Source organism: Microbispora sp. ZYX-F-249 (assembly GCF_039649665.1).
GTDB classification, from domain to species: Bacteria; Actinomycetota; Actinomycetes; order Streptosporangiales; family Streptosporangiaceae; genus Microbispora; species Microbispora maris.
Window position 1 is genome coordinate 166,215 of record NZ_JBDJAW010000014.1, and the last position, 21,288, is coordinate 187,502.

The 21,288-nt window shown below is 73.0% G+C and carries 20 protein-coding genes and 3 tRNA genes; 13 read left to right on the plus strand and 10 right to left on the minus strand.

All coding sequences use genetic code 11. From position 1 onward, the window contains the following. Together AAH991_RS18900 and AAH991_RS18905 are read right to left on the minus strand one after the other, a co-directional pair. Nucleotides 1–1,014 carry a chorismate-binding protein gene (locus AAH991_RS18900; protein WP_346227168.1) on the minus strand — a complete coding sequence of 338 codons (1,014 nt, stop codon included), beginning with the start codon at nt 1,012–1,014 and terminating at the stop codon, nt 1–3. Between the two features lie 35 nt (nt 1,015–1,049). After that, nucleotides 1,050–1,940, minus strand: a complete 891-nt coding sequence (locus AAH991_RS18905; protein ID WP_346227169.1) for a LysR family transcriptional regulator — start codon at nt 1,938–1,940, stop codon at nt 1,050–1,052. Nucleotides 1,941–2,025: 85 nt separating this feature from the next. Here AAH991_RS18905 and AAH991_RS18910 point away from each other — a divergent pair, with 85 nt between their 5' ends. Next, nucleotides 2,026–3,243 carry an NAD(P)-binding domain-containing protein gene (locus AAH991_RS18910; protein ID WP_346227170.1) on the plus strand — a complete coding sequence of 406 codons (1,218 nt, stop codon included), beginning with the start codon at nt 2,026–2,028 and terminating at the stop codon, nt 3,241–3,243. A gap of 3 nt (nt 3,244–3,246) precedes the next feature. Here AAH991_RS18910 and hutH read toward each other — a convergent pair whose 3' ends face one another. Together hutH and AAH991_RS18920 are read right to left on the minus strand one after the other, a co-directional pair. Continuing rightward, entirely contained in the window at nt 3,247–4,794 is a 1,548-nt protein-coding gene (gene hutH / locus AAH991_RS18915; RefSeq protein ID WP_346227171.1) for a histidine ammonia-lyase, read from the minus strand. 59 nt (nt 4,795–4,853) lie between these two features. Next, nucleotides 4,854–5,624, minus strand: a complete 771-nt coding sequence (locus tag AAH991_RS18920) for an ArsR/SmtB family transcription factor (protein WP_346227172.1) — start codon at nt 5,622–5,624, stop codon at nt 4,854–4,856. Nucleotides 5,625–5,769: 145 nt separating this feature from the next. On the opposite strand from AAH991_RS18920, the gene AAH991_RS18925 reads away from it, so the two are divergent. The 4 genes from AAH991_RS18925 to AAH991_RS18940 all read left to right on the plus strand — a co-directional run bounded on the left by AAH991_RS18925 (nt 5,770) and on the right by AAH991_RS18940 (nt 7,638). Further along, nucleotides 5,770–5,841: transfer RNA gene (locus AAH991_RS18925), tRNA-Gly, on the plus strand. Between the two features lie 43 nt (nt 5,842–5,884). Next, nucleotides 5,885–5,955, plus strand: a tRNA-Cys gene (locus tag AAH991_RS18930). A 14-nt stretch (nt 5,956–5,969) separates the two neighbouring features. Continuing rightward, nucleotides 5,970–6,044: transfer RNA gene (locus AAH991_RS18935), tRNA-Val, on the plus strand. A 280-nt stretch (nt 6,045–6,324) separates the two neighbouring features. Continuing rightward, nucleotides 6,325–7,638 (plus strand): flavin-dependent oxidoreductase, encoded by a 1,314-nt coding sequence (locus tag AAH991_RS18940; RefSeq protein ID WP_346227173.1) that lies wholly within the window; start codon nt 6,325–6,327, stop codon nt 7,636–7,638. Between the two features lie 4 nt (nt 7,639–7,642). On the opposite strand, the gene AAH991_RS18945 is transcribed toward AAH991_RS18940, so the two are convergent. The 3 genes from AAH991_RS18945 to AAH991_RS18955 form a co-directional block, all read right to left on the minus strand. Then, on the minus strand, nt 7,643–7,876 hold the full coding sequence (locus tag AAH991_RS18945; protein ID WP_346227174.1) for a hypothetical protein: 234 nt from the start codon (nt 7,874–7,876) through the stop codon (nt 7,643–7,645). 103 nt (nt 7,877–7,979) lie between these two features. Continuing rightward, nucleotides 7,980–8,144 (minus strand): hypothetical protein, encoded by a 165-nt coding sequence (locus AAH991_RS18950; protein ID WP_346227175.1) that lies wholly within the window; start codon nt 8,142–8,144, stop codon nt 7,980–7,982. Between the two features lie 95 nt (nt 8,145–8,239). Next, nucleotides 8,240–8,935 (minus strand): nucleotidyltransferase domain-containing protein, encoded by a 696-nt coding sequence (locus tag AAH991_RS18955; protein WP_346227176.1) that lies wholly within the window; start codon nt 8,933–8,935, stop codon nt 8,240–8,242. A 43-nt stretch (nt 8,936–8,978) separates the two neighbouring features. Here AAH991_RS18955 and AAH991_RS18960 point away from each other — a divergent pair, with 43 nt between their 5' ends. Then, nucleotides 8,979–10,469 (plus strand): LLM class flavin-dependent oxidoreductase, encoded by a 1,491-nt coding sequence (locus tag AAH991_RS18960; RefSeq protein WP_346227177.1) that lies wholly within the window; start codon nt 8,979–8,981, stop codon nt 10,467–10,469. Here the strand turns inward: AAH991_RS18960 and AAH991_RS18965 are convergent. Continuing rightward, entirely contained in the window at nt 10,453–11,709 is a 1,257-nt protein-coding gene (locus AAH991_RS18965; RefSeq protein WP_346227178.1) for a cytochrome P450, read from the minus strand. The genes AAH991_RS18960 and AAH991_RS18965 overlap by 17 nt on opposite strands. A gap of 204 nt (nt 11,710–11,913) precedes the next feature. Between AAH991_RS18965 and AAH991_RS18970 the strand changes: the two genes are divergently transcribed. From AAH991_RS18970 to AAH991_RS18980, 3 genes are all read left to right on the plus strand, one after another. Further along, complete coding sequence (locus AAH991_RS18970; RefSeq protein ID WP_346227179.1) at nt 11,914–13,170, plus strand: hypothetical protein; 1,257 nt, start codon at nt 11,914–11,916, stop codon at nt 13,168–13,170. A gap of 442 nt (nt 13,171–13,612) precedes the next feature. Beyond that, a complete protein-coding gene (locus AAH991_RS18975) occupies nt 13,613–14,113 on the plus strand; it encodes an ATP-binding protein (protein WP_346227180.1) in 501 nt (166 codons plus the stop codon). A 96-nt stretch (nt 14,114–14,209) separates the two neighbouring features. Next, a complete protein-coding gene (locus tag AAH991_RS18980) occupies nt 14,210–15,259 on the plus strand; it encodes a sulfotransferase family protein (RefSeq protein WP_346227181.1) in 1,050 nt (349 codons plus the stop codon). Nucleotides 15,260–15,305: 46 nt separating this feature from the next. On the opposite strand, the gene AAH991_RS18985 is transcribed toward AAH991_RS18980, so the two are convergent. Then, a complete protein-coding gene (locus AAH991_RS18985; RefSeq protein ID WP_346227182.1) occupies nt 15,306–16,181 on the minus strand; it encodes a hypothetical protein in 876 nt (291 codons plus the stop codon). 169 nt (nt 16,182–16,350) lie between these two features. On the opposite strand from AAH991_RS18985, the gene AAH991_RS18990 reads away from it, so the two are divergent. Together AAH991_RS18990 and gnd are read left to right on the plus strand one after the other, a co-directional pair. Further along, a complete protein-coding gene (locus AAH991_RS18990) occupies nt 16,351–16,857 on the plus strand; it encodes a hypothetical protein (RefSeq protein ID WP_346227183.1) in 507 nt (168 codons plus the stop codon). Nucleotides 16,858–16,939: 82 nt separating this feature from the next. Beyond that, on the plus strand, nt 16,940–18,361 hold the full coding sequence (gene gnd / locus AAH991_RS18995) for an NADP-dependent phosphogluconate dehydrogenase (protein WP_346227184.1): 1,422 nt from the start codon (nt 16,940–16,942) through the stop codon (nt 18,359–18,361). A 65-nt stretch (nt 18,362–18,426) separates the two neighbouring features. On the opposite strand, the gene AAH991_RS19000 is transcribed toward gnd, so the two are convergent. Further along, nucleotides 18,427–20,022 carry an MDR family MFS transporter gene (locus AAH991_RS19000; protein WP_346227185.1) on the minus strand — a complete coding sequence of 532 codons (1,596 nt, stop codon included), beginning with the start codon at nt 20,020–20,022 and terminating at the stop codon, nt 18,427–18,429. A 105-nt stretch (nt 20,023–20,127) separates the two neighbouring features. Between AAH991_RS19000 and AAH991_RS19005 the strand changes: the two genes are divergently transcribed. Together AAH991_RS19005 and AAH991_RS19010 are read left to right on the plus strand one after the other, a co-directional pair. Beyond that, a complete protein-coding gene (locus AAH991_RS19005) occupies nt 20,128–20,688 on the plus strand; it encodes a TetR/AcrR family transcriptional regulator (protein WP_346227186.1) in 561 nt (186 codons plus the stop codon). Between the two features lie 27 nt (nt 20,689–20,715). Beyond that, nucleotides 20,716–21,117 (plus strand): nitroreductase family deazaflavin-dependent oxidoreductase, encoded by a 402-nt coding sequence (locus AAH991_RS19010; protein ID WP_346227187.1) that lies wholly within the window; start codon nt 20,716–20,718, stop codon nt 21,115–21,117. Nucleotides 21,118–21,288 lie beyond the last annotated feature (171 nt).

Genomic DNA, 21,288 nt, shown 5'->3' on the forward strand with positions numbered 1-21,288 from the left:
TTACCGATGTCGCGGGCCGTCCCCGGACGCGAGGCCGATGAGCCTGGCGGCCTTGAGCTCGGTCTCGCGCCATTCCCTCCGGGGGTCGGACCCCCAGGTGATGCCCGCTCCCGTACCGAACCGGATCGTGTCGTGCTCGATCCAGAAGGTGCGGATGCCGACCGCCAGCGCCCCCTCGCGCCGGTCGGCGTCGACCCAGCCCACGGCCCCACAGTACGGCCCCCGGGGCTCTGGTTCGAGCTCGTTGATGATCCGCAGCGCCGACGACTTCGGCGCCCCGGTCACCGAACCCGGAGGGAAGGTGGCGGAGAACAGCTCCGGCCAGCCGGCGCCGCCGGCGAGCCGCGCCCGCACCGTGGACACCAGGTGCACGAGCCCGGGGTGCTCCTCGACCGCGAACAGCGAGGGCACGGTCACCGAGCCTACCTCCGCCACGCGGCCGAGGTCGTTGCGGACGAGGTCGACGATCATGAGGTTCTCGGCGTAGTCCTTGTCGAGGAGATCGTCCGCCGTCACGCCGGTGCCCTTGATCGGCCGGGACTCGACCACCTCGCCGCTCCTGGACAGGTACAGCTCCGGCGAGGCCGACACGACGGTCAGCCCGGGCACGCCGACCACGGCCGCGTACGGCGCGGGGTTGCCCTCGGCCAGCCGCGTGGCGAGCGCGAGGGGATCCACGTCCGGGGAGGGCAGCGGCGCGGACAGGACCCGGCAGAGGTTGGCCTGGTAGACCTCTCCCCGCTCGATGTAGTCCCTGATGCGCCGGACGCCCCGCTCGTAGCCCTCCCGGTCGAGGGACGTGGCCCAGGCGTCGCGGGCGGGTCCCCGCCAGGGGCCGCGCGGCGGGGGCAGCGGAGCGGGCCGCACCCGGTCGAACCGCGCGCAGACCACCTTTCCCTCGTACGACACGACCACCGCCCACCAGCCGGAGCCGTCGAGGGCGGCCAGGTCGGTGGTCACCTCTCTCAGGCCCGTGGCCAGGCGGCCCCCGATATGGGCGAAGGCGTCGTACACGTGTCCATTGTCGCTCCCCCGCCGGGGCCGGAAGGTCAGCCGGGGACGGATCGGGACAGCAGGCCGAGCAGCGCGCGGGCGGCCGGAAGCGGTGCCGTGCGCGGCAGGGCCGCGTAGACCGTGCGGCGCGGCGCGAACTCGCCGAGCGACCGCAGCGCCACGTCTCCGCGTACGGCGGGCGCGGCCATGGCGGGCACCAGCGTCACCCCGAGCCCGGCGGCCACGTAGCCGAGCTTGCCGGTCCACTCCCCGATCCGCAGGTCGACCCTGGGCGCGAAACCGGCCCGGGCGCAGGCGGCGCCGAGCATGGTCACCGTGCCGGGAGGGGCGCCCTCGATCCAGCTCTCGTCGCGCAGGTCGCGCAGGTCCACCTTCTCGCACCCGGCCAGCGGGTGGTCGGCGGGGAGGGCGACGAGCAGTTCGTCCTCCAGCAGGGGGGTGACCTCCACCTCCGGACCCGCTCCGAGGCCGGAGGGGTAGTCGCTCACCACCGCGATGTCGATCTCGGCGCGGCCGAGGCCGTCCATCAGCGCCGTGCTGAGGCCCTCCACCATGCTGACCGCCACCTCCGGGCGGGTCGCCCGCAGCTCGCGCAGGGCGGCGGGGACCAGCACGGCGTTGGCCGTGGCGAACGCGCCGACCCGCAGCCGCCCGCCGGTGCCCTGGTGGATGGCGGCGAGCTCCTCCCCCGCCCGGCCGAGCCGCTCCAGCACCTCGCGGGCGTAGCGGTGCAGCGTCCGGCCCGCGGGCGTCAGCCGCACCCCCCTGGGCAGCCGCGCGAACAGCGGGCCGCCCGCCTGGGCCTCCAGGGTCGCGATGCGCCGGGAGACCGCCGACTGGGTGTAGTTGAGCTGCACCGCGGCGGCCGTGAACGACCCCGTACGGGCCACGACGTCGAGCAGCACAAGCGCGTCGGTGTCGAACATGCTCCGATCCATGAGCGAGGGGAATTGATGCCATGCAATCTAGTCGCTGGTGGAATGGTTTCTTCCTCCCATAACGTCCAGGGACATGATTGCTTTTCTTGGTCTGGGCCGCATGGGCGTTCCGATGGCCGGACGCCTCGTCGCCGCCGGCCACAAGGTGGCCGTGTGGAACCGTACGCCACGGGACGTGCCGGGCGCGGAGGCGGCCCCCTCCCCCGCCGCGGCCGTCGCCGGAGCGGACGTGGTGATCACCATGCTGAGCGATCCCGAGGCGGTGTCCGAGGTGGTGCGGGCGGCGCTGCCGGGGCTGCGGCCGGGGTCGGTGCTGGTGGAGATGTCCACGATCGGCCCCGGCGCGGTGCGGCGGCTGCGCGGCCTGCTCCCCGCGGGCGTGGGCCTGGTCGACGCGCCCGTGCTGGGCAGCGTGGGCCCGGCCGCCGAGGGCACGCTGGTCGTGCTCGCCGGCGGCGTCCGCGAGGACCTGGACCGCGTGTCGGACGTGCTGCGCGTCTTCGGGACGGTCCACGAGGCGGGCGGGCCGGGAGCGGGCGCCGCGACCAAGCTCGCCGTGATGAGCGCCCTGGTGACCGCCCAGGTGGGGCTGGCGGAGACGCTGGCCTACGCGGACGCGCTCGGGGTGGGCCGCACCGCGCTCCTGGACGTCCTCGGGGCCACGCCGCTGGCCGGGCTGGCGGAGCGGCTGCGGCCCGTGGCCGAGTCGGGCCCGTTCGAGACGCGATACGCCCTCGGCCTGGCCGCCAAGGACCTGCGGCTGGCCACCGAGGGGCCGGGGAGCCGCCAGACGGTCACCGCCGCCGCCCGCGACCTGCTGACGGGGGCGGTCGCGGCCGGGCTGGCGGGGCACGACCTCACCGCCGTCGTCCCCTTCGCGGCATCCCGGGCGGCGGAGACCACCGGGAAGGCGGTGCGCGCGGTCAACCCGCCCTCGGTGCCGGCCACCAACGGCTACTACTCGCACGCCGTGCGCTTCGGGGACCTGCTGTTCGTGTCCGGGCAGGTGGCGCTGGACGAGGACGGGAAGGTCGTCGGCGAGGGCGACCTGGCCCGGCAGTCCGAGGTCGTGATGGAGAACCTGGGCCGGATCCTGGCCGACCAGGGCTCCTCGTTCGACCGGATCCTGCACATCAGGACGTTCCTGACCGACATGGACCGGCTGCGCGAGTACGGCGAGGTCCGCGGCCGCTTCATCACCGGCGAGCCGCCCGCCAGCACGACCGTGGAGGTGGAGCGGCTGTTCCGGCCGGGACTGATGATCGAGGTCGAGGTGGTCGCCGCCCTCTAGACCTCAGGCCAGGGGGCCGGTGGCGGACTCGGCGGCGGCGACCACGGCGCCGCTGCCGACGAGGCGGACGACCGCCTCGATCTCCGGGGCGAGGAAGCGGTCCTGCCCCGGCCCCGCGACGGACTCGCGCAGCGCCGCGACGACCGCGCCGGTCCCCGGCGCCGGCGCGTACGGCGCGCGCAGGTCGAGCGCCCGGGCGGCGGTCAGCAGCTCGATCGCGAGCACGCGGGTGAGCCCGTCGACGGCGCGGCGCAGCTTGCGGCCGGCCGACCAGCCCATCGAGACGTGGTCCTCCTGCATGGCGGAGCTGGGGATCGAGTCGACGCTCGCCGGCACCGCCAGCCGCTTGAGCTCGGAGACGATCGCCGCCTGGGTGTACTGCGCGATCATGTGCCCGGAGTCCACCCCCGGGTCGTCGGCGAGGAAGGCCGGGAGCCCGTGGCTGCGCGCCACGTCGAGCATCCGGTCGGTGCGCCGTTCGGCGATCGAGGCGAGGTCGGCCACGGCGATGGCCAGGAAGTCCAGGACGTACGCCACCGGGGCGCCGTGGAAGTTGCCGTTGGACTCCACGCGCCCGTCGGCGAGCACGACGGGGTTGTCGACGGCGCTGGCGATCTCGCGGGCGGCGACGGCGGAGGCGTGGGCGAGGGTGTCCCTGGCGGCCCCGGCGACCTGGGGGGCGCACCGCAGGGAGTAGGCGTCCTGGACGCGGGTGCAGGAGCCGTCGCGGTGCGAGGCCATCACGCCGGAGCCGGCGAGCAGCGTCCGCATGTTGGCCGCCGCCAGGGCCTGGCCGGGATGGGGCCGCAGCGCCTGCAGGTCGGCCGCGAACACGTAGTCGGTGCCGAGCAGCGCCTCCACGCTCATCGCGGCGCTGATGTCGGCGGTGGTGAGGAGCCGGGACAGGTCGTGCAGCGCGAGCACCAGCATGCCGAGCATGCCGTCGGTGCCGTTGATGAGCGCGAGCCCCTCCTTGGCCGCCAGCTCGACGGGCTCGACGCCGCATTCCTTGAGCGCCTCGGCGGCGGGACGCAGCCGTCCCTCCGCGTCCCGCACGACGCCCTCGCCCATGACCGTCAGGGCGACGTGGGCGAGCGGGGCGAGGTCTCCCGAGCAGCCGAGGCTGCCGTACTCGTGCACGACCGGGGTGAGCCGGGCGTTGAGCAGGGACTCCAGCACCCGGGCCGTGGCCGGACGCACGCCGGTGTGCCCGGTGGCGAGCGTGCGCAGGCGCAGCAGCATCATGGCCCGCACGACCTCGGTCTCCACCTCGGGCCCGGAACCGGCCGCGTGCGAGCGGACGAGACTGCGCTGGAGCCGGCCGCGCAACGCGGGGTCGATGTGCCGGGTGGCGAGGGCGCCGAAACCGGTGGAGACGCCGTAGGCGGGGGTGTCGGCCTCCGCGAGCTCCTCGATCCGCCCCCGGGAGGCCGCCATCTCGGCGATCGCGTCGTCCGTCAGGCCGACCGGTGCGCCGTATCTCGCGACCCGGACCACGTCGTCGAAGGCGAGCGGCCCGGGGCCGACGGCCACGACCTCGTTGTCGTGCATCGTCCCACTCTTTCACGTAGGCACGCGCGTGCGCGCGCGTGGTTGGTAACCAGCGTATCTCAGCTTAGGTCCTTACATCCGAAGAGCCTCTCCAGTCCCTCGCACCCCGCGGCGGTCAGCCGGAGAGCCCGGGGCACCGTGCCGCGCACCAGCCACTCCCGCGCCAGGAGCCGGTCCAGGACCGCGGCGCCGAGCGCTCCGCCCAGGTGCGGCCGGCGTTCCAGCCAGTCGAGGCAGTCGGGGGCGAACCTGCGGCGGGCCCGGCGCACCCGCTCGACGTCCACGCCCAGCTCCATCAGCGCCTCGGCGCCGCTCGGGGTAAGCATGCAGCCGCCGTCGGCCTCGATCAGACGCCCCTCGCGCACCAGCGCGTCGTACAGTTCGACGCCCACCCGCCCGGCGAGGTGGTCGTAACAGCTGCGGGCCTGCCGCAGCAGCACGGCCCGCCGCGACTGCCGCAGGGACCGTACGGCGACGCGCCCGCTGACCCGGGCCAGGACCTCGATGACGCGGGCGACGTCGGGGCCGGCGAGGCGGTAGTAGCGATGCCGTCCCTGTTTGACCACCGTCACCAGGCCCCCGTCGAGGAGCCGGGCCAGATGGGAGCTCGCGGTGGGGGCGCTCACGCCGGCGATCCCGGCCAGTTCCCCGGCCGCCAGAGCTCTGCCGTCGAGCAGCGCGGTGAGCATGGCGGCGCGGGCGCCGTCCGCGATCAGGGCCGCCACGGGGGCGATGTCGGCGTCCCCCTCGATCTCGGCCGTCGTGGGCTGCGGCGTGCCCCCGGCGGCACCGGGGATCGCGGCGTGGGTGCGGTCATGCGTCACGGACATGCTCCGACGCTAACCCCAGAACGGTTCGACGGGGCTGGAAGCATCGGCCGCAACTCGCGGCGTGAGCAGGGAGAACACCGCTGATTTGGGGAGTCGCGGGAGATTGGATAAAGTGCTCCACGTGAGTCCGGCCGAGAGCCGGGACGCGGAAGTGGCTCAGTGGTAGAGCATCACCTTGCCAAGGTGAGGGTCGCGGGTTCGAATCCCGTCTTCCGCTCGGAGCTTGACACTGTGCGGCTTGTCACGGTGCAGAGTGACGCGGTGGAGTGGCCGAGAGGCGAGGCAGCGGCCTGCAAAGCCGCGTACACGGGTTCAAATCCCGTCTCCACCTCTTGGTTCGTCCAAGGGCGATTAGCTCAGCGGGAGAGCGCTTCCCTGACACGGAAGAGGTCACTGGTTCAATCCCAGTATCGCCCACCAGCAAGAACAGGCACGAGAGGCCGGATCCCGAGATCGGGGGTCCGGCCTCTCGTCGTCCGCCTGGAATACGCGCCGCATGACGGAGTCAGGCGATTCGCTCGATTCGGCTCCCCGGCGCGGGCCGCGTATTACGATCCCCCGGAGATCGCCGATCGGAAATCCCGGCGGTCTCCCGCCGGGCGCCCCCGCGCGCCGCGGTTCGTGCTGCCATCCGGCCGTTGGAGACGACGATGCGAACGAGGCACGGCAACGACATCCGGCTCGCCAAAGGGACGACTGCGTGAGTCGCGCGAAGATCGTCATCGCGGGTGCGGGCATCGGCGGGCTGACGGCGGCGCTGAGCCTGCACGCGGTGGGGCTCACCGACGTCACGCTGCTGGAGGCGGCGACCACGATCGAACCGATCGGGGTGGGGCTGAACATCCTGCCCAACGCCGTCCGCGAACTCGACGAGCTCGGTCTCGGCGACCGGTTGCTCGGCGTCGCGATGGCGACGGGCAGCCTGTCCTACTACAACCGGTTCGGCCAGCTCATCTGGAACGAGCCGCGGGGCAAGGCGGCCGGGCACCGCTGGCCGCAGTTGTCCATCCACCGGGGGCGGCTGCAGGCCGTCCTGCTGGACGCGGTCCTGGAGCGTCTCGGCCCCGGGGCCGTGGTCGCCGGCTCCCGGGTGACCGGGTTCGAGAACCGGCCGGACGGCACGGTGGAGATCGAGGTGGCGCACCAGGTCTCCGGCGCCGTCTCGCACGTCACCGCGGATGTGCTGATCGGAGCGGACGGCATCCACTCGGGCGTCCGTGCCGCCATGTATCCCGGTGAGGGCCCGCCCCGGTGGAACAGGCTGATCGTGTGGCGGGGCAGCACCTGGGCCGGCCCCTTCCTCGACGGGCGCACGATGGTCATCGCGGGCGACGCCCGGCGCCGCGCCGTCGTCTACCCCCTGACCCGCCCGGAAGGGCCCTCGGAGCGGGTGCTGATGAACTGGGCCGTCGCCCGCCGCGCCGGCGACGACGAGTTCCCCGACCGGGCGGACTGGAACCGCCCCGTGGACCCCGAGCGGTTCCTGGCCGGCTTCGACGACCTGCGCTTCGGCTGGCTCGACGTGCCGGCTCTGATCCGGTCCGGCCAGGAGGCGCTGGAGTACCCGATGGTCGACCGCGATCCCCTGCCGGCGTGGACCTCGGGCCGGGCCACGCTACTTGGCGACGCCGCGCACGCGATGCATCCCATGGGATCCAACGGCGCGACGCAGTCCATCGTCGACGGCAGGGTCCTCGCGGCGGCGCTCGCCGGGCACGACGACATCGGCGCCGCGCTGGCCGCGTACGAGAACGAGCGCAGGCCCCGGACGACGGCCCTGCAGGAGGCGAGCCGGCGGATGGGGCCGGAGGTCGTCATCGACATCGCCGACCAGCGCGCCCCGGACGGCTTCGACTCGATCGACGCCGTCATCCCGCCGGACGAACTCGCCCGGATCTCGGCGGGCTACGCCCAGCTCGCGGGTTCCGACCCGGAGATGGTCAACGCCCGGCCTCCGGGACGGCCCGCCGCGCCGGCGGCGCGTCCGTCGGCCGCCGCGGCGGACGGGGACTGACAGGTCAGTCGGTCCGCGTGGAGAGCTCGTCGAAGAGCTCCAGCGCGGCCCGGCGCACGTCGTCGGGCGAGATGCCGTTCAGGGTGCTGCGGGCCTGGGCGGCGTCGCGGGTCGTGGCGAAGGTGATCGCGACCGACTTGGCGGCCGCGTGGCGCAGCGATCCGGTGGGCGCGCTGTCGGCCAGTGCCTGCGCGCTCGCGGCCAGGTCGAGGTTGTCTTTGCCGAACGGAGTGGTCAAAGCGTTCTCCTGGGATGTGGCGGCGTTGCCCCATTATCCGCGATGGCGTCGCGACATGGGGCGGCACCCACGTTGTTCGCGTGTCCCGTCCCGTTTGACCGGATCAGCGGCCCGTCAGACGGGCCCGTACGACGGGGTCGTGCAGGGCGTCGCGGGCCGACGGGACGTCCGGCAGCGCGCAGGCGTCCCCGGCGTCCTCCGGGCGGGCGGTGAGCGTGTCGAGGTCGGAGTCCACCGAGGGGAAGCCGTACAGGTGCGCGCCGCTCACGGTGGCGAAGGCGAGCGGGGTGCCGCTCGCCCGCGACCACCTCGGGAAGCCAGGACGGCAGGACGGCGGTCACGGCGCCGCTCCTTCGACCACGGTCACAGAGCCGACCTCCGCACCTCGACCAGGAACTCCTCGACGGCCGCCCGGTCCGGGCGGCTCGGCAGCGTGCTCCCGGCCCGGTCGTCCAGCTCGGCCAGCAGCCGCCGGCGCCACTCCAGCACCTCCGGCCAGGGCGTCTCGCCCCGCCGTACGGCGAGCAGCCGGTCGCGGCAGGCGCTCACGTCGACCAACGGCTCCCCGTGCCGGGCCAGGTGGACGGCTCCCATCAGCAGCCGGATCATGTGCATCGCCATCTTCCACCGCCTGACGTCGCCGTCCGGCCGGGGCGGGTCCTGCGGCCCGAGCCTGCGGTACTGCCGTTCGGCCGAACCCGCGAACGCGCGCTCGGCCTTCCCGGACAGGAACGCGCGGCGCAGCGACAGCAGCCGCTCGCCGTGCGGGGTGGCGAGCTCCACCAGCGGCGACCACAGGCACTCCAGGACGACCGGGTTGCCCTCCAGCGCGAGGACGCAGAACCGCTCGACCTCCCAGGAGAACTGCTCGGGCAGCGGCCCCTCCACGTGATCCGGCGGTTTGCCGAGCCGCCAGAACATCGGGGTGGGCGTCACGAACACGCCCCGCCTGTCGACGTCCGACTCCTCGGTCTCCAGCCCGTGCGCGCGCGAGCCGATCACGACCGACAGGACGGTGCCGGCGGGGGCCGCCAGGGTCATGTCGTCAGATCTCGTCACGAAGGTAGGCTCCCGGTCCGGGACGCGGAAAGGTAGCGAATTAATGGCCGACTTCGGACATGAGCTGTGGTTTGGGGCGTTTCTCACGCCGGACGCGGCGGGACACCACCGGATCGTCCGGCAGGCCGTGCTGGCCGACGAGATCGGGCTCGACGTCATCGGCGTCCAGGACCACCCGTACCAGCCGTCGTTCCTGGACACCTGGACGCTGCTGTCGACGCTCGCCGGGCGCACCGAGCGGGTGCGGCTGTTCCCCGACGTGGTGAACCTGCCGCTGCGGCCGCCGGCGGTGCTCGCCAAAGCCGCCGCGTCCCTCGACATCCTGAGCGGGGGCCGGGTGGAGCTGGGGCTCGGCTCCGGCGCGTTCTGGGACGGCATCGCCGCGATGGGCGGCCTGCGCCGCGGCCCCGGCGAGGCCGTGGAGGCGCTGGAGGAGGCCGTCGCGGTCCTCCGCGCGCTGTGGACGCCGGGCGAGGGCGTACGGCTCGACGGCAGGCACTACCGGCTGGACGGCGCGCGTCCCGGACCGTTCCCCCCGCACCCGATCGGGCTGTGGATCGGCGCCTACAAGCGGCGCATGCTGGAGCTGACCGGGCGGCTCGGCGACGGGTGGGTGCCCTCGTCCGGGTACGCCGCGCCGGGCGAGCTGGGCGCGATGAGCGGGACCCTCGACGCCGCGGCCGAGCGGGCCGGGCGCGACCCCGGCGAGATCCGCCGGGTCTACAACATCGACGGCCGCTTCTCCGCCGCCGCCGGGGAGGGCTTCCTCGACGGGCCGCCCGCCGTCTGGGCCGAGCAGCTGACCGAGCTCGCGCTCCGCGACGGCATGAGCGTGTTCGTGCTCGCCGTCGACGACGACAGGGACCTCAAGGTCTTCGCCGAGGAGGTCGCCCCCGCCGTACGCGAGGCCGTGGCGCGGGAGCGCGGCCGGGCACCGCTGGCGGGCGTCGAGAGCCCGGTCCGGGTCGCGGGCGGGACACCGTCGGGGGCGGCGCTCGACGAGGCCACCCGGCCCCGGCTGCCCAAGCGGGACATCGCCGCGCTCACGCCCCGGCAGCAGGCCAACGGCCGGCGGCTCGTGCTCATCCACGACCACCTGCGCCGGGAGCTGACCCAGATCAGGGACGCACTGGAGCAGGTCGCCGCGGGCCGCTCCGACGCCGCCGCCCTCCGCTCGATGATCAACGAGCTGACCATGCGGCAGAACTACTGGACGCTCGGCACGTTCTGCGCGTCGTACTGCCGGCTGCTGACCACCCACCACACGATCGAGGACGAGCACATGTTCCCGATGCTGGCCTCGGCGCAGGAGTCGCTGGCGCCGGTCGTGGCGCGGCTGGAGCAGGAGCACGAGGTCATCGCCGGGGTGCTGACGGGGCTGGACGCCGCCCTCGTCGCCATGATCGAGGACCCGGACCGGCTCGACGCCGTACGCGACCAGGTGGACCTGCTGTCGGACGTGCTGCTGTCGCACCTGCGCTACGAGGAGGAGGAGCTCGTGGAGCCCATCGCCCGCCTCAACCTGGACATCTGACCCCGGCGACCGGGGTCGTCCGGGGGCAGCCGGCCGTCACCAGGAGGCGCCGCGGCCGGTGGATCAGGCCGTCGTCGGTCCATCGCACGGCCGCGAGGTCCTCCTGCGCGCGCAGGCCCGGCAGCCGCGTGACCAGGGCCCGGAAGGCCTCCTGCAGTTCCATCCTGGCCAGGTTCGCCCCCAGGCAGTAGTGGGGACCGTGACCGAACGCGAGCTGCTGATTGGGCGTCGCCCCGGCGAACCTCCGGAGGTCGAACCGCGACGGATCCTCGAACGCCGAGGGATCGTGATTGGCGGCCGCCGGGTTGGGCAGCACGACGGTCCCCGCCGGGATGGTGCCGCCGGACAGCTCGACGTCCTGCGTCACCAGCCGGAGCAGGCCGTTCCCGCCCGGCCCCTCGTACCGCAGGATCTCCTCCACCGCGGATTCCAGCAGCTCGGGCCGGGCCGCCAGCTCCGCGTACCGCCCCGGGTGGCACAGCAGGCGGAACGTGCCCCGGATGATGATCGAGGCGGTCGTCTCGTGCCCCGCCATGATCAGCGTGAACACCATGTGGGTCAGCTCGTCCTCGCTCAGCGCGTCCTCCCCGTCGCGCGCCGAGATGAGCAGGTCGATGAGGTCGTCGCCGCGCCGGGTCCGGTGCTCGGCGATCAGGTCCCGGGCGTACGCCATGAACGCGGCGTATCCCTCCGCCCTGGTCTCGGCGCTCGCCTCGGACGAGGACAGGAACATCTCCGTCCAGCCGCGGAACTGCTCGAACCGGTCCATCGGCACGCCGAGCACCTCGCAGATCACCCGGGCGGGCAGCGGCAGCGCGAAGTCGGCGACCACGTCGAACTCGTCGCCGGCCGCGGCGAGCAGTTCGCCGGCGATCGCCGCCGCCCGGGGCCGCCAGCGCTCGACCTGCCGGGGAGTGAAGGTGCTCTGCATGATGCGGCGGTAGCGGGTGTGCTCGGGCGGGTCCTGGTTGATCAGCGCCGCCGGGTCGTCGTCCAGGCCGGTGCCGCTGACCATTCTGGGCAGGCCCGCCGCCCGCAGGTCGCGGCTGCCCGCCGGCGACGTGAGCACGGTCCTGACGTCCTCGTACCTGACGATCATCGGAGCCCGGTCCCCGCTCGGCATGGTGACCGGCTCCATCGGTCCTTCCGCCTGCCTGCGGGCGAGATCGGGCGAGGGGGTGCCCAGGGGACCGGGCGGGAAGTCGGGCCAGGGCCATGTGGTGCCGGACTGGTCTGTCATCGTCGCCTCCGGGCGTCGCCTGTCCTCCACGCTCGCCCGGAACGTACGTACCGGCTCCCGGCCGGTCAATGTCCCGCCGCGGCCACACCTCCGTGGAGGCTCGCGGCGACGGGGTGGTCACGGGCAGGCGTGTTTCGCACACAGAACGACGCCCCTCTGGGATGATCTCGAGGAAAACCGTCGGACGTCGAGAGACCGTGACTGATGCCCCCCATTGACCAAATAACCGCCTTCGTGTCGGCCCATCCGGTCGGAACAGCCATCATCAGCGTCATCGCCCTGGTCCTGCTGGTCCTGACCTTCTTCGCCCTGCGCGCCCTGATCCGCCTGTTCCGCCGCTGGGCGGCCGGCCGGCCCACCGAGGACATCCTCACCATCGTCGCCGCCAGCATCGCCACGGGCGTCTCCGCCCAGGGCATGTGGCGCTTCTCCGGCGACGTCCTCGGGTTCGACGGGCCGCTGCGGCTCCTGCTGTTCGCCTTCATCGAGGTCGCCGTCATCACCAGCGCCGTACGGGCGCGCCGCAACATGCGGGAGAACTACTCGGCCGGCATCGACGGCATCGCCGTGTGGGTCTTCACCTCCCTGTCGGCCGTCCTGTCGAGCATGGACGCCCGCAGCGTCGCCGAGGCCGTCTTCCGCCTCGCCGCCCCGCTCGTGGCCGCCTGGCTGTGGGAGCGCGGCATGGCCATCGAGCGGGTCCGCATCACCGGCAGGGGCCGCATCAACTGGCGGCTCACCCCCGAGCGGGTGCTGGTCCGGGTCGGCCTGGCCGAGGCGAGCGACCGTACGGCGAGCGAGGTGGACGCCCACCGGAGGCTGACCAGGGTGGCGCTGGCCGCCAAGCGGGTCCGCGCGCTGCGCGAGGCGGGGGCGTCCGACCGCAAGCTGCGGGCCGCGATGGCCAGGCTCGACAAGGCGATGGACCAGGCCGTGGAGTACACCGGCCTCGCGGTGGACGAGAAGCGGCAGGAGGCCCTGCTGTCCCAGATCGGCGCGCTCTACAACACCTCCGCGCTGATCGACCTCGCTCCGCCGGTGCCCTGGGCGCCCGAGCCCGAGCAGGCGCCGGCCGCCGCCGCGCTGCCCGCCGCGGCCATCGCCGAGCTGATCGACGACGAGGAGGAGGACGTCGCGGCCGAGCCGGCGCCCGTCGTCGACACCGCCCAGCGCGCGGCCCAGCTGCGGACCGCCCGGCAGTACTGGGACCAGCAGATCGCGCGCAAGTACGTCCCCCGGGCCGCCGACATCGCCCAGGAGGTGGGCATCCCGCTCCTCGTGGCGAAGGAGTGGCGGGCGCTGTGGAAGCTCGAACCCCAGGCGTACGCGCTGATCGAGGCGGCGTACCGGGAGCACGGCATCGTCGACACCGGCACGTTCCCGGCCATCGAGGTGCCCGAGCGTGAGCGCGTGCTCGTCGTGAACGGCTCCGCCGCGGGAGCGGCCGCGCACGACTCCTGACCGAGACGGCCACGCCCGGCCGCACAGGCGGGGCAAACGGGGGCGGCGGGACCGGACGGACCGGGCCCGCCGCCCCCGTCGCGTTTCCGCGCCTTCAGGCACCCGGCCACGCCCGCGTACCTTCTTCGCGCGCACCCGGCCACCCCGTGTGCCTTCGTGCGCACCCGGCCACGCCCGCGTAGCTTCTTCGCACGCACCCGGCCGCTTCGCGTGCCTCCCCACGCACCGGGCGACTCTGGGCGCCCCCCGAGCGCCCGCTGACCTGGCACCGCGGCACGCGCGAACGGACCGCGCCGGACGCCGCGCGCCGGCGTGGTCCGTTCGCGCGGTTCATTTTCCTGACATAGCGGGGCAAGGACACTCCTACTTTCCCGTGACATCGCGGGCGCGGAGGCGGACGTCCTCTCCTGCGACGGCCACACCGCCAGGTACGGGAGGGCTCATGGAGATTTCGGGGGACGGCGCGGGGAACCGCGTGGCCCGCCTCGCGGGGGGACGGGACCAGGTGGGGCGGGCGCGCAGGCTCGTGTCGGCCGCGCTCGGGCGAGACCATCCCCGTCACGACGACTGCGTGCTGCTGACCAGCGAGATCGCGACGAACGCCGTCGTGCACTCCCGTTCGGGGACCGGCGGCACGTTCACCGTCACCGTCTCGTGCCTGCCCGACCGCGTACGGGTCTGCGTCGAGGACGACGGCTCGGCCGGACCGCCGTGCGCCGGTCATCCGCTGCCGAACGGGTCGAGCCAGGGCGGTCGCGGCCTGCCGCTGCTGGACCTGCTGGCCGACCGCTGGGGGCTGGTCCGCGAGGGCGGCCGCAACGAGGTGTGGTTCGAGATCTGGTCCGAAGGCGACCGCCGACGCGCGGCGCTCGCCCGCCGGGGGACGGCCGCGTGGGTCCGGCCGGGGGTCGCGGCCGCCAACCACGCCCGGCCCGTGAAGTGACACAGGCGTGATGAGTGGTACAGAACCCACGGGTGATTTCTCGCACGGAAGGGGCAAAACCTAGTAAATAAATCGGGAAAGTAGGAGGACTTCCGCATGGCCCTGCCCGACTTCCTGGTGATCGGGGTGCCGAAGGCCGGCACCACGGCCCTGCATGCGGCACTGGCCCGTCACCCCCGGCTCTTCATGTCGCCCGTCAAGGAGCCGAAGTTCTTCCTCACCGACGGCCCGCCGCCCGACAGGGGCGGGCCGGGGGACGCCGAGACCTACCGCGAGCACGTGTGGCGGCGCGCCGACTACGAGGCGCTGTTCGCGGACGCCCCGCCGGGGGCGTTGCGCGGCGAGTCGACCCCCTTCTACCTGTACGACCGGGACGCCCAGCGGCGGATCCGGGAGGCGCTCCCGCACGCGAAGCTCGTCGTCTCGCTGCGCGATCCCGTGGAGCGCGCGCACTCCAACTGGACCCACCTGTGGTCGGCCGGCCTGGAGCCGATCGGGGACGTCATCGAGGCCTGCGCGGCCGAGAAGCGCCGGGTCGCCGAGGGCTGGTCGCCGTTCTGGCACTACGTGGGCCTCGGCCGGTACGGCGAGCAGCTCGCGCACCTGTTCACGCTGTTCCCCCGCGAGCAGGTGCTGGTCTTCCGCTACCGGGACCTGGTCGACCGCCCCGCCGCCACGCTCGACCGCATCTGCGCGTTCCTCGGGGTGGAGCAGGGACTCGTCGGCGAGGTGCCGAGGGCGAACGTCACCGCCCATCCGCCGCACAGCCGCACGCATCGCGTCCTGGCCCGGCTCGTCCGGCTCGGCGACCCGGTGCTGGGCCAGCGGCTCACCGCGCCGCTCGAACGGCTGCTGCAGCGCGACGCGCAGCCCCGGCGGCCGCTCACCTGGGAGCAGCGCCAGGAGTTGCTGGCCTACTTCGCCGCCGACATCGCGCTGCTGCGCGACGTGCTGGGCCGCGACTCCTTCGGCGAGGACTTCGGCGACTGGCTGCGCCCACGGGAGCGGTCCGGCGGCCTGGTCGGCGCCCGGCCGTCCGGCCAGCGGCAGGCCCGCAACGGGCGTGCCCGCGACGGCGCCCGTCTCTCGGCGGCCTCGCGGGGCCGAACGGCGGACGACGACGACCTGACGCCCGACACCACCTGACCGCCCACGGCGCCGCGAAGGCCGGGCGCCGCCGGCCGGGCCGAGGTCAGCGCAGCTCGGTACGCAGCTCGTGGGACCCGTCCGCGCGGGTCAGCTCGTAGTACAGGCGGTGGCCCCCGGGCACGGGCACGATCGACAGGTAGCGCAGCCCTCCCCCGGCGTACGGCGACTGGGCGACGGGGGAGGTTCCCGTGGCGGTGAGCGTGGACGGGCCGGGGCCGATGGCCACGCCCGTGCGCTCCTCGTAGTTCTCCTCCGCCGACGCGCGGCCGTCGTAGTAGGCGATGACGGTCTCGCCGCTGAACGTGACCGCGCTCACCCGCACGCCGCGCGAGTCCCACTCGCCCGGCCGCCGGTCGAGTGCGGTCCCCTGCCAGGCCCACTCGACGCCGTCGGCGCTGGTGGCGTAGTCGGTCACCATCTGGTCGGCCTCGTCGGGGTCCTCCAGGGGGTGGCACGACGCCCACAGGTGCCAGACGCCGCCGTGGTGGAGGATCACCGGGTCCTTCACGCCTGTCTTGAGGTCGCCGGGCAGCACGACCTGCGCGTCGGCGGGGTCGAACTCCGCCGGTCCGGCGGCCTCGATCATCTCCACCCGCCAGTGCTTGGTGCCGTAGGTGGCGCAGCTCAGGTACAGGCGCCACCTGCCCTCCGGCGTCACCACCAGCGTGGGGCGCTCCAGCGACTCGGTCTTCATCTCCTCCTTGGTGATCGTGAGGAGCCTCTCGAACCGCTCGCCGTCGGCCGAGCGGGCGATCTCCACGGCGTACCCGCGCCCCTCGTCGAGCGGCCGGCGCAGCCGGTAGGCCAGGTAGATCCACCCGTCCCGGCTCACGGCGCTGGGCGCGCCCGCCCAGCATCCGGGCCCGTCTCCGGGCGGAGGAACCGCGACGACTGACCGTTCCGGCTTCGGTGCGAACACGTCTCTTCTCCGTAGGTGCGCGACGACGGTGGGCTGCCGGCTGGGTGCCGGCACTTCTTGGCTGTAGTGACTTACCAGCGGCCCGGCGGGAGGCCAAGCGTCCTCGCCATCGGGCGACCATGTCTATATAAAACCCGCTTGCTTTGCGGGTTTTGTCAGGATAAGGCAGATGGGCCGTTGCCCGCGTCCCGCGGCACCGGCCCACCCCGCCTCGTCCCCTCACTCCTCCCTCTCGGGGCAGGGCTCCGGCCACCGGCTCCACCGCTTCCCGGACACGGCACGCACGGCCGCCCGGTTCGCCGAGGTGGACCTGGTCTCCGACGTGAAGGGCAGGGCGGCTCTCACCGATCCGAAGCCGGTCAACCCCTGGGGCCTCGCGATGGGCGCCGCTCTCCGGGTGTCCAACGCGGGGACCGGCACGGCGACCGTCTACACCGGCGGCGCGGGGACGGCCAGGAAGGCCCCCACCACGGTGACCATCCCCGGCGGCACCCCGACCGGGCGGGTCGCGTACACCGGCGACGCCTTCACGATCAAGGGAAGGGCGGGGACCGCGCCCGCCTCGTTCATCCGCCCGGCCACGGGGACCGCCACGCCCGCACCCACGGGTTCGGCCGGGCCAGGACCCTCGCACTCCCATCCCGCCGGCCGCCCCGCAGGCGGCTACGGCCACTGATCGCGCGGCTCACCGCGACCGGCCGCGGAAACACCCACCCTCGGCCGGTCGCCCGTTTCCGGGAGGCGGTATGACTGTGCACATGGATAAGGCACACATCGGAGTGACGGGCCTGGCCGTCATGGGCCGCAACCTCGCCCGGAACTTCGCCCACCACGGCCATGTGGTCGCGGTGCACAACCGCTCGGAAAGCCGTACGACCCGCTTCATGGAGGAGCACCGCGACGAGGGCGCGTTCCTGCCGGCGAGCACGATCGAGGAGTTCGTGGCCTCCCTCGAACGTCCCCGCAAGGCGATCATCATGGTCAAGGCCGGAGCGCCGACCGACGCGGTGATCGAGGAGCTCGCCGCCGTCATGGAGCCCGGCGACATGATCATCGACGGCGGCAACGCCCTCTACGCGGACACCCGCCGCCGGGAGGCGGCGCTGCGCGAGCGGGGCATCCACTTCGTCGGCACCGGCATCTCCGGCGGCGAGGAGGGCGCGCTCAACGGCCCGAGCATCATGCCCGGCGGCGACCCCGAGGCGTACGAGACGCTCGGCCCCCTGCTCGAGGACATCGCGGCGAAGGTCGACGGGGTGCCGTGCTGCGTCCACGTCGGCCCCGATGGCGCCGGCCACTTCGTCAAGATGGTGCACAACGGCATCGAGTACGCCGACATGCAGCTCATCGCGGAGTCGTACGACCTGCTCAGGCAGGCCCTCGGGCTGGACCCGAAGGAACTGTCCGAGATCTTCCGCGAGTGGAACCGGGGCGACCTGGAGTCGTACCTCATCGAGATCACGGCGGAGGTGCTGGGCCACACCGACGCCGCCACGGGCAAGCCGTTCGTGGACGTGGTGGTGGACCAGGCCGAGCAGAAGGGCACCGGCCGCTGGACCGTGCAGAGCGCCCTCGACCTCGGCGTTCCGGTCACCGGAATCGCCGAGGCGGTGTTCGCCCGGGCGCTGTCGGGCCACCCGGAGCAGCGGGCCGCCGCCCGTTCGCTCGCCGGGCCGTCCGGCACGGCCGGCGACTCCGGCCTCGTCGAGGACGTGCGGCGGGCGCTGTACGCCTCGAAGATCGTCGCGTACGCCCAGGGGTTCGACCAGATGGCCGCCGCGAGCGCGGAGTACGGCTGGAACCTCAAGCTGGGCTCGATGGCCACGATCTGGCGCGGCGGCTGCATCATCAGGGCGCGCTTCCTCGACCGGATCAGGGCGGCCTACGACGCCGACCCGAACCTGCCGACGCTGCTGGTCGACCCCACCTTCGCCCAGGCCCTGGAGGAGGCCCAGGAGTCGTGGCGGCGGGTCGTGGCGACGGCGGCGACGATCGGGGTGCCCACGCCGGGCTTCTCCTCGGCGCTCGCCTACTACGACGGCCTGCGGCGCGACCGCCTGCCCGCCGCGCTGCTGCAGGGGCTGCGCGACTTCTTCGGCGCCCACACCTACCGGAGGGTCGACCGGGAGGGCTCCTTCCACACCGACTGGTCGGCGGACCGGGCCGAGCGGCCCGCCTGACCCCCCGGAAACGCGGTACGGCGCACGCCCGCGCGGGGGCGTGCGCCGTTCCGGCCCGGGTCCGGCTACTCGAAGGCGGCGGCCACCGGCTCCGCCTTCTCGCCGCCGGCGGCGCCGGGAGCGCCGCTGCGCAGCGGGACATGCGTGATGAAGGCGGCGATCACCGGGACGAGCGCGGCGAACACGACCGACCACAGGAAGACCGAGCCGATCGCGCTCGAGAGCGCCTCCAGGAACCCCGCATAGGCCGTCGGCGGAAGCTTGGCGAGTTGTGTCCTGTCGATCTGGCCGCCGCCGGAGCCGAGCAGGGCGGCCGCGTTGGCGCCGAACCTGGTGGTGATCTCGTCGGCGAGCCGGTTGTTGAAGATCGCGCCGAACAGCGAGATGCCGAACGACCCGCCGATGGAGCGGAAGAACGTGGAGGCGCTGCTGGCCACGCCGATGTCCTTCTGCTCGACGCTGTTCTGCGCGATCAGCATGGTCGTCTGCATCAGGAAGCCCATGCCGAGGCCGAGGACGGCGATGTAGACGCCGGTCCTCCAGGTGGGGGTGTGGACGTCCTGCGTCGACAGCAGCCACACGCCGATGGCCATGATCACGCCGCCGATCACCGGGAAGCTCTTGTACTTGCCGGTCTGGGTGATCGCCCTGCCGACGAACAGCGACACGACCATGGACGAGGCCATCATCGGGAGCAGGAGCAGCCCGGAGTTGGTCGCCGTGGCGCCCTGCACGATCTGCTGGAACATCGGCAGGAAGGTGATCGCGCCGAACATCGCGAAGCCGAGCAGGAAGCCGAGCGCGTTGATCAGCGTGAAGTTGCGGTTGCGGAAGACGTGCAGCGGCAGGATCGGCTCGGCCGCCCGCCGCTCGACCGGGATGAACACGGCCAGCGCGACGACCGCCAGCCCCGCGAGGCCCAGGATCTGCCACGAGCCCCAGGGGTAGCCGTGCTTCTGGCCGCCCCACGAGGTGATCAGCACGATCGCGGTGATCGCCACGGTGAGGACGGCCGCGCCGAGCCAGTCGATGCGGTGCTGGGTCCGGTTCTTCGGCAGGTGCAGCTTGAGGATCAGCCAGATCAGCGCCACCCCACCGAGCGGGAGGTTCACGTAGAAGGCCCAGCGCCAGTTCAGGTTGTCGGTGATGAACCCGCCGACCAGAGGCCCCGCGATCATGGCGAGCGACATGATCGCGGCCATGATGCCCTGGTACTGACCACGCTCGCGCGGCGGGACGAGGTCCCCGATGATCGCCATCACGCCGACGATGAGCCCGCCGGCGCCGAGGCCCTGCAGCGCCCGGAAGGCGATCAGCTCGATCATGCCGTCGCCGGTGCCGCCGAACAGCGACGAGCCCGCCATGCCGCACAGCGCGGAACCGGCCAGGAAGATGACGATCGAGCCGAGGAAGATGTTCTTGCGGCCGTAGAGGTCGCCGAGCTTCCCCCAGATCGGCGTGGAGACCGTGGTGCCCAGCACGTACGCGGTGGTGACCCAGGTGAAGTAGTCCAGGCCCTGGAGTTCCCCGACGATCCTCGGCATGGCGGTGCCGACGATCATGTTGTCCAGCATGGCCAGCATCATGGCGAGCATCAGGCCGGGTAAGACGATCATCACTTCCCGGGACCGGCCTGGCGCGGCCGCGGTCTCCGTGGTCATGGGTGCCCCCTTTGAAGGAATTTACTTACTTGCCGACAGGCTAGTGCCCGGGGCACGGTATTGTCCTTACTTGCCGGCCGTCAAGTCAATTAGGAACAGCAGGATATGGGTGCTCATACCGACACGCGCAGCCGCATCCAGGAGGTCGCGATCAGGCTCTTCACCGAACAGGGGTACGAGGCGACGTCGCTCCGGGAGATCGCCGAGGCCCTCGGCGTGACCAAGGCGGCCCTCTACTACCACTTCCGGACGAAAGAGGACATCGTCGCCAGCCTGGTCGAGGACCGCATCAAGGCGCTGGACGAGCTGATCGCGTGGGCGAACCGGCATCCCCGCGACGCCGGGACCCGCGGGGAGCTGATCACCCGCTACTCCGCCCTGATGACCCGCGGGCGCGCCCACGAGGTCATGCACTTCATGGACCGCAACAAGACGGCGCTGCGCGGCCACGCCAAGGTGGACCTCATGCGCGAGCGCATGGGCGAGCTGATGCAGGCGCTGTACGAACCGGACGATCCGCTGCCGGTCAAGCTCAGGCGGTCCATGGCCCTGTTCGCGATGCACGCGGCGTGGTTCTTCGTCAGGGACGAGGCGACGTCCGAGGAGGAGCGGACCGCGGCGGGGTTGCAGGTCGCCCTGGAATTGGCCGAGGGTTCAGGCGGTTGATCCCCCTCTGATGGGAAGGTGATCGACATGCTCTTCGGACAGGAACACGTCAAGCGCTACATCGAGACCGACGGTGAGGAGGGCCACGACTGGGAGGGCACCACCGTGGCCATCCTCACGACCCGGGGCCGCAAATCGGGACAGCCCCGCAGCACCCCGCTGATCTACCAGCCGTACGGCGACGCCTACCTGGTGGTGGCGTCCAAGGGCGGGGCCGACGAGCACCCGCTGTGGTACCTCAACCTCCAGGCGGACCCCGAGGTGGAGTTCCAGATCAAGGGAGACAGGTTCAGGGCGAGGGCCCGTACGGCGACTCCTGAGGAGCGTCCGGACATGTGGCGGACGATGACCGCCACCTGGCCCGCGTACGACGAGTACGCCACCAAGACCGCCCGGGATATCCCGGTCGTCGTCATCGAACGCGTGTGAGGCCTCGCCGGCGTGCAGGTGGCTGCGCCCCGTCCCGGTCGGAGACGCCGAGAATCTCCACCGGGACCGAGGGGCGGCGAGCCGCCCCTGGACCCCCGATCCCGCCGCACGGCCCGCCGCGCTCCCGGCGCCGGCGCGCCGTGACTCGTGCGGCCGTCGGCGGTATCTTTC